General features: G+C 68.8%; 8 protein-coding genes. 4 read left to right on the top strand and 4 right to left on the bottom strand.

Going from position 1 to position 6,967, the window contains the following annotated elements; genetic code table 11:
• The 4 genes from I55_RS02335 to I55_RS02330 all read left to right on the top strand — a co-directional run.
• On the top strand, nucleotides 1–664 hold a 664-nt coding region (locus I55_RS02335; RefSeq protein ID WP_044558864.1), incomplete at its 5' end, for an alpha/beta hydrolase.
• Between the two features lie 229 nt (nucleotides 665–893).
• The gene (locus I55_RS36760) at nucleotides 894–1,031 is read left to right on the top strand and encodes a hypothetical protein (protein ID WP_159107091.1); all 138 of its coding nucleotides are present in this window, start codon (nucleotides 894–896) and stop codon (nucleotides 1,029–1,031) included.
• A gap of 82 nt (nucleotides 1,032–1,113) precedes the next feature.
• Nucleotides 1,114–1,245, top strand: a complete 132-nt coding sequence (locus I55_RS38910; protein WP_286364283.1) for a hypothetical protein — start codon at nucleotides 1,114–1,116, stop codon at nucleotides 1,243–1,245.
• Nucleotides 1,246–1,438: 193 nt separating this feature from the next.
• On the top strand, nucleotides 1,439–2,125 hold the full coding sequence (locus tag I55_RS02330) for a GNAT family N-acetyltransferase (RefSeq protein ID WP_049973764.1): 687 nt from the start codon (nucleotides 1,439–1,441) through the stop codon (nucleotides 2,123–2,125).
• Between the two features lie 35 nt (nucleotides 2,126–2,160).
• On the opposite strand, the gene I55_RS02325 is transcribed toward I55_RS02330, so the two are convergent.
• The 4 genes from I55_RS02325 to I55_RS02310 all read right to left on the bottom strand — a co-directional run.
• Nucleotides 2,161–2,715 (bottom strand): GNAT family N-acetyltransferase, encoded by a 555-nt coding sequence (locus I55_RS02325; RefSeq protein ID WP_252180984.1) that lies wholly within the window; start codon nucleotides 2,713–2,715, stop codon nucleotides 2,161–2,163.
• A 137-nt stretch (nucleotides 2,716–2,852) separates the two neighbouring features.
• Nucleotides 2,853–4,226, bottom strand: a complete 1,374-nt coding sequence (locus I55_RS02320; RefSeq protein WP_044558863.1) for an RsmB/NOP family class I SAM-dependent RNA methyltransferase — start codon at nucleotides 4,224–4,226, stop codon at nucleotides 2,853–2,855.
• Nucleotides 4,227–4,618: 392 nt separating this feature from the next.
• Nucleotides 4,619–6,094, bottom strand: a complete 1,476-nt coding sequence (gene guaB, locus I55_RS02315; RefSeq protein WP_044558862.1) for an IMP dehydrogenase — start codon at nucleotides 6,092–6,094, stop codon at nucleotides 4,619–4,621.
• A 234-nt stretch (nucleotides 6,095–6,328) separates the two neighbouring features.
• Nucleotides 6,329–6,967: RlmE family RNA methyltransferase (locus tag I55_RS02310; RefSeq protein WP_044558861.1), on the bottom strand; the 639-nt coding region annotated here is incomplete at its 5' end.

Here is a 6,967-nt window from a genome sequence, read left to right as displayed (position 1 = left end):
CCCAGGTGAGGACAAGCTGCGTCTATCCACCTATGTCGACGACATGGTTGCCTGGGCCCGCTTCCTGGCACGCCAACCCAAGGTGCGGTGCGTCATGCTGTTGGGTCATTCGGAGGGGGCGACCATCGCCACCTTGGCAGCGACGGCGCTGGTCAAGGCCAGTGTGCCCGTCTGCGGCGTGTTGTCCCTGTCCGGCGTGGGACGGCCCTTCGACCAGGTGCTGCTGGACCAGGTGCGGGCCAAGGGCGCGCCGGCGGAGGTGGTGGACAAGCTGGTCGCCATCCAGGCCGAGCTGCGGGCCGGCCGCCTGGTGAACGATGTGCCGCCCGCCTTGCGCGCCATGTACCGGCCCAGCGTCCAGCCCTACCTCATGTCCATGAACGACGCCGACCCGGCGCAGGCGGCCGCCGCATTGACGGTCCCGCTACTCGTGCTGCAAGGCGAGACCGATCTCCAGGTCACGGTGGACGACGCCCACCTGCTGGCCCAGGCCCAGCCGAAAGCCACCCTGGCCCTTATCCCCGGCGCCAATCATATGCTGAAGACGGCGCCGATGGACCGCGCCGCCAACATCGCGACCTACGCCGACCCCACCCTGCCCCTGGCCCCGGGGGTGATGGAGGCCATCACCCGTTTCGTCGACCAGGCGACGCCCCGGAAGTAAGGCCGGTGTCCGAATGGACCGTCCGGAAACGGACAGTGTCCGTTCACGAACAGGGCAGCGGTGGGTGATTTTTTGATAAAATCGTAATAATGGCGACTTTGTGGCGCAACGCGCGTCACCAAAGGATTGATCCAAGCCTCAGCTCGAGGAATCCAGCCGGTTCCGGAAGTTGGCACGCCCCTTGCTGATAAGGGGACAACACCGACCAACGATCCTGATGGAGATGAAAATGACCGCCTTCGCCGCTTCCACCCGCACCGCTTCCTTCCGCTTTTTCAAGGTGTTGCCCTCGATCGCCAGCGTTGAGACCAGCGCCATGCTGGCCATCGCCCTGCTGATCGCCGCCAGCGTCAACGCGATGCTGTAAGCCACCAGACCGACCGCCTGACGCTTCCGACCACGACCATCGCCCGACCAGCGATCCTGCACATCACAAGGGGATAGAGATCATGACCACCGTCACCGCCACCCGGACCACCGCCTCCTTCGGCTTCGCCGCCCGCCTGACCGCCCTGGTCGAGACCGCCGGCATGCTGTCCATCGCCGCCGTCATCGCCCTGTGCATCAACGCCATGCTGTGACACAGCATCAAGACGACGCGCGCCCGGCCTTTCAGCGGGCGCGCCGGCCGGAACTCCCGGTTCAAACGAAAAGGCCTTCTCACCCCAGCGGGAGAAGGCCTTTTCGTTTTTGGAACCGCCGCCGGCATCTTCCCCCTTGCATGAAGGCGTCCCCATACCCATCCAGAGGGAAATTGACACTGGGGGACCTTCCGTGGCTGACCTGACCCTGCTGGACAATCCCGTGTGGAACGCGCTGGCCACCGCGCACCAAGAGCTGGGCCAGGTGCACGGCCTGGCCGCGCGATATCAGGAGGACATCTCCCCCCTCGCCGGACTGGCCGAACCCACGCCGGCGGCGTTGGCCGACCTGGCGGCGCTGGTGCCCTCCGGCCGGGGGATCGGCCTGGTCAGCCCGGTGGCGCTGGATTTCCCAACGGATGACTGGCAGGTGCTGCGCGCCCGAGAGATCGACCAAATGGTGTGCGAGGTCCTGTCGCCAGTGCCGCCTGTCCCCGTACTGCGCCTGACCGCCGACGACGTGCCCGACATGGTCGATCTGGCCCAGCGGACGGAGCCTGGCCCCTTCCTGGATGGCACCATCCGCATGGGCGCCTATTTCGGCCTGCGCAGCGGGGATGGGCGCCTGATGGCCATGACCGGCCAGCGCATGCGCCTGCCCGGCCTGCGAGAGGTCAGCGCCGTCTGCACTGACCCGGACTTCCGCGGCCGGGGCTTGGCCTTGGCCCTGGTCAGCGCGGTGGCCGCCGGCATCAACGCGGAGGGCGAGATGCCCTTCCTGCACGTGAAGACGGAGAACGACGGGGCCAAGCGGGTCTATGAGAAGCTGGGCTTTCGCGTACGCCGGTCGGTTTCTTTCGCCGTCCTACGACGGCTCTAATGCCTCAAGCGCCGGCAGGTCCAACAGCGCTTTGCTTACCCCTCGCTGTAGGAGGACAGCCGGGCCAGGGGCGCCAGGTCCAGCCAGCCATAGGCCACCTCCGTCAGGCGGGCGCCGGCGAAGGTGATGGGCTGTTCCGCAAGGCGACTGCCGCCCAGGCGTTCATAGAACCAGCGGGCGGGGTTGTCGCGCAGCACCCAGACGCAGGCGGAGCGCATGCCGGACGACAGCAACTCCGTCGCCATGGCGGCCATCAGGCGGCGGCCGTGGCCCTGGTTCTGGGCATGGTCGTACAGATAGATGGCGTAGAACTCACCCTCGTACCCGCGCATCTCGGTGCGCTGGGGGCCGCAGGTGGCGAAGCCCACGACGCCGGTCGCCGGCAGGCCGTCGGCGGCGATGTTCTCCCCCACGGCGACAAAGGTGCGGCGCTGGCGGCCGGCCAGCAGGCCTCGCCAGCGCAGGGCGTGGGCCTCGGGCGACAGACCCACCAGGTAATCGTCGGGCAATTGTCCCGGATATGTCGTGCGCCAACTGGCGACATGGACGCGGGCGATGGCCGCGGCGTCCGCCTGGGTGGCCGTACGCACCAAACCGATTTCCGCCGGACCGTGAGCCATGAACCGCCCCTCGTTCCCGTTACCGTCCCCACCATCCTGCCGCAGAAAACGGCGCCCCGCCAGAGGCGGCGCGACAAGATGGTGGTGGTGTCCCGGGAATTGAGGGGTTACGCCTCGGCGGCGTCTTCCGTCCCTTCTTCCGCGCCGGCGGTATCGGGAGCGACGTCCTTGCGCACCATGACGGCGGCGAAGAAGCCATCGGTGTCGTGACGGGCCGGCGACAGCGACAGCATGCCGTCGGTGCTGGGCGGCACGCCCATACCCTCGGGCCAGGCCTCGGTGACGGGCAGCAGGGCGAAGTCCGGATGGCTGGCCAGGAACGCCGTCACCTGGTCCTGGTTCTCCTCCGGCAGCAGGGAACAGGTGGCATAGACCAGGCGGCCGCCGGGCCGCACCAGGCGGGCGGCGCTGTCCAGGATTTCGGCCTGCAGGGGCAGCAGCTCCGACAGCCCCGGCCCCAGCTGGCGCCAGCGGGCGTCGGGATTGCGGCGCCAGGTGCCGGTGCCGCTGCACGGCGCGTCCACCACCACGCGATCGAAGCGGCCCTTGTGCCGTTTCACCCATGGATCGCGCGCGGACTTGAGGGGCCGTGTCTCGATGTTGTGCAGGCCCGCCCGACGGAACCGCTCCTGCGCCCGCTTGAGCCGGCCGTCCAGCACGTCGCAGGCGACCACGCGACCCTTGTTGTTCATCATGGCGGCGATGGCCAGCGTCTTGCCGCCGGCCCCGGCGCAGAAATCCACCACCTGCTGGCCCGGCTGCGGGTTGGCGGCGAAGGCCACCAGCTGCGAGCCCTCGTCCTGGATTTCCAGCAGCCCATCCTGGAAGGCCTTCAGCGTGGCGATGGGGAAACGGTTGCGCACGCGGATGCCCAGCGCCGAAATGCGCGTCGGCTCCGCCTGAACGCCGGCCTTGGCCAGGGCCGCCAGCGCCTGCTCGCGGGTGCCCTTCACCGGGTTGACGCGCAGGTCCATGGGCGCCGCGCCCAGCATGGCCTGCATTTCCGGCACGAAGCGGTCGCCCAAGGCGTTGCGCAGGGTGTCCGCCGCCCAGTCCGGCACCTCCGCCACCACGGCGTCCGGCTGCTGCGGATGGTCCAGGGTGTGGGTCTCCAGCGCCTGGATCAGCGCGCGCTCATGCGCCTCCAGGGCCGTGGGCGCGAACTTGCCGCCGTTGAAATGCTCCGCCACCGAGGCCGCGCCGCGGCCCCGGGTCAGCAGCTCATCGGCGATCAGCAAGGCGCGGGCGTCCACCGCCGGCTGGCCTTCCCCCCCATACCCCGCGCGGTTCAGCCACCAGTGCAGCCGGGCCCAGCGCCGCAGGATGCCGTAGACCTTCTCGGCCACGTCGGTGCGATCCTTGGCGCCGATGTAGCGGCGGGCGCGGAAAAAGGCGCTGGCCACGGCATCGGCGGGGCGCGGCGTGGCCAGCACTTCCGTCAGAAGATCGATGGCCGCCTGCAGGCGAGCGGTCGGGGTCATATGTATATTTCCTCAAACGCCGGCGGGCCATCCGGCCCTTGGCTTATCCTAGGCTTCCAGTCCGCTTCGCTCCCCGGAAACCTCCGGCGGCCGCCGTCGCGGCCTAGATTAGTTGCCTCAAACGCCGGCGGGCCATCCGGCCCTTGGCTTATCCTAGGCTTCCAGTCCGCTTCGCTTCCCGGAAACCTCCGGCGGCCGCCGTCGCGGCCTAGATTAGTTGCCTCAAACGCCGGCGGGCCATCCGGCCCTTGGCTTATCCTCGGCTTCCAGTCCGCTCCGCTGCCCGGAAACCTCCGGCGGCCGCCGTCGCGGCCTACAGCGGCATGAGACTTATCTCATGCCGCTGAGGGCGCCCCCAACCATGGATGGAAGAAGCAACCGTAGTCCGAAATTCAACCCGGACGGTAGTTCGGCGACTCGTTGGTGATTTGGATGTCGTGGACGTGGCTTTCGCGCAGCCCCGCGTTGGTGATGCGCACGAAGCGGCAGTTCTTCTGCATCTCCGGCAGGGTGGCGTTGCCGGTGTAGCCCATGGCCGCGCGCAGGCCGCCCACCAGCTGGTGGATGACGCTGCCCACGGGGCCCTTATAGGGCACGCGGCCTTCCACGCCTTCCGGCACCAGCTTCAGGGTGTTGCTGACCTCCGCCTGGAAATAGCGGTCGGCGGAGCCCCGGGCCATGGCGCCAACCGAGCCCATGCCGCGATAGCTCTTGTAGCTGCGGCCCTGGTACAGGATGACCTCGCCCGGGCTTTCGTCCGTGCCGGCGAACATGCTGCCCAGCATGGCGCAGTCGGCACCGGCGGCGATGGCCTTGGCCAGGTCGCCGGAATACTTGATGCCGCCGTCGGCGATGACGGGGATGCCGCGTTCACGGCAGGCGTCCACCACGTCCATCACGGCGGTCAGCTGGGGCACGCCCACGCCGGCGACGATGCGGGTGGTGCAGATCGAGCCCGGCCCGATACCCACCTTGATGGCATCGGCACCGGCGTCGATCAGCGCCAGGGCCGCGGCCCCGGTGGCGACGTTGCCGGCGATGACCTGGGTGTAGTTGCTGAGCTTGCGCGCGGCGGTCACCTGGTCCAGCACCTTGGCGGAATGGCCGTGGGCGGTGTCGACCACCAGCACGTCCACGCCAGCGTCGAACAGGGCCTCCGCGCGGGCCAGGCCGTCAGGGCCGGTGCCGGTGGCGGCGGCCACGCGCAGGCGGCCCTTCTCATCCTTGCAGGCGTTGGGGTGTGACTGCGCCTTCTCGATGTCCTTCACCGTGATCAGGCCGATGCAGCGGTAGCTGTCATCCACCACCAGCAGCTTCTCGATGCGGTGGGTGTGCAGCAGGCGCTTGGCCTCCTCCTTGCCCACGCCCTCGCGCACCGTCACCAGGTTCTGGTGGGTCATCAGCTCCGACACCGGCTGGTGCGGGTTGGTGGCGAAACGGACGTCGCGGTTGGTCAGGATGCCCACCAGCTTGCCGGCGCCGCCGTTCTCCACCACCGGAATGCCGGAGATGTGATAGCGCGCCATCAGGCCCAGGGCGTCGGCCAGGGTGGCGTCGGCCGCGATGGTGATGGGATTGACCACCATGCCGGATTCGAAGCGCTTCACCCGGCGCACTTCCTCCGCCTGGCGTTCGATGTCCATGTTGCGGTGGATGACGCCCATGCCGCCAGCCTGGGCCATGGCAATGGCCAGCGCCGCCTCGGTCACCGTGTCCATGGCGGACGACAGCAGGGGGATGCCCAGCTCGATGGTCTTGGTCAGGCGGGTGCGGGTGTCGACCTCGCCCGGCATGACGCTGGACGCCGCGGGTTCCAGCAGGACGTCGTCGAAGGTGAGGGCTTCGCGAATTTGGAGCGCACGGGTCATGAACCATCTCCCTAGGCGGCCAACCCTTGGGGCAGCGGGTGGCCAGGCGTCAGATACGGGTATGGGACGACCCGTCCGCCCCCACACATGGGGCCGGCCGCGTCATCCAGGGCTTAAGGTTCGACGCACGATACACGGCACCCGAGCCGTTGTGAACCCACCACATATGGGTCAAATCCGCCATGGCAGACTTGCGCGCGCCTCACCCCTCACGGGGTGGAAAGGTAATGGATTTTAGTCCTCGTCGCCGTCCCCGGCATCGTCCTCATGCCGTGTGGTGGCGCCCCGGAAGCCGGTGGCGACCACGTAGGTTTCCGAGCTGTCGGCGCGGCTGGCCGGCGGCTTGGCATGGCGGACGACGGCGAAGTCGCGCTTCAGCAGGTCCAGCAGGCTGCGCTCCGCCCCGCCCTGGAACAGCTTGGCCACGAAGGCCCCGCCGGGGGCCAGCACCTCGGCCGCGAAGGCGTAGGCCGCGTCGGCCAGGGCCATGATGCGCAGATGGTCGGTCTTGGGATGGCCGGTGGTGGGCGCCGCCATGTCGGACAGCACCACGTCGGCCGGGCCGCCCAGGGCGGCCTTCAGCTGGTCCGGCGCCTCGGGCAACAGGAAGTCCATCTGCATGGTGATGGCGCCGGGCACATCCTCCATGCCCAGGATGTCCAGGCCCACGACCTTGGCGCCGCGCACCTTCTCCACCGCCACCTGGGTCCAGCCGCCGGGGGCCGCGCCCAGGTCAACCACGCGGGTGCCGGGCTTCAGCAGGTGGTACTTCTCATCCAGCTGCAGCAGCTTGAAGGCCGCGCGGGAGCGATAGCCGCGCTTCTTGGCCTCCGCCACATAGGGATCGTTCAGCTGGCGTTCCAGCCAACGGGC

The organism is Azospirillum sp. B4 (genome assembly GCF_000333275.1).
Lineage (GTDB): Bacteria > Pseudomonadota > Alphaproteobacteria > Azospirillales > Azospirillaceae > Nitrospirillum.
This window is presented reverse-complemented; position numbering and strand designations above follow the sequence as displayed.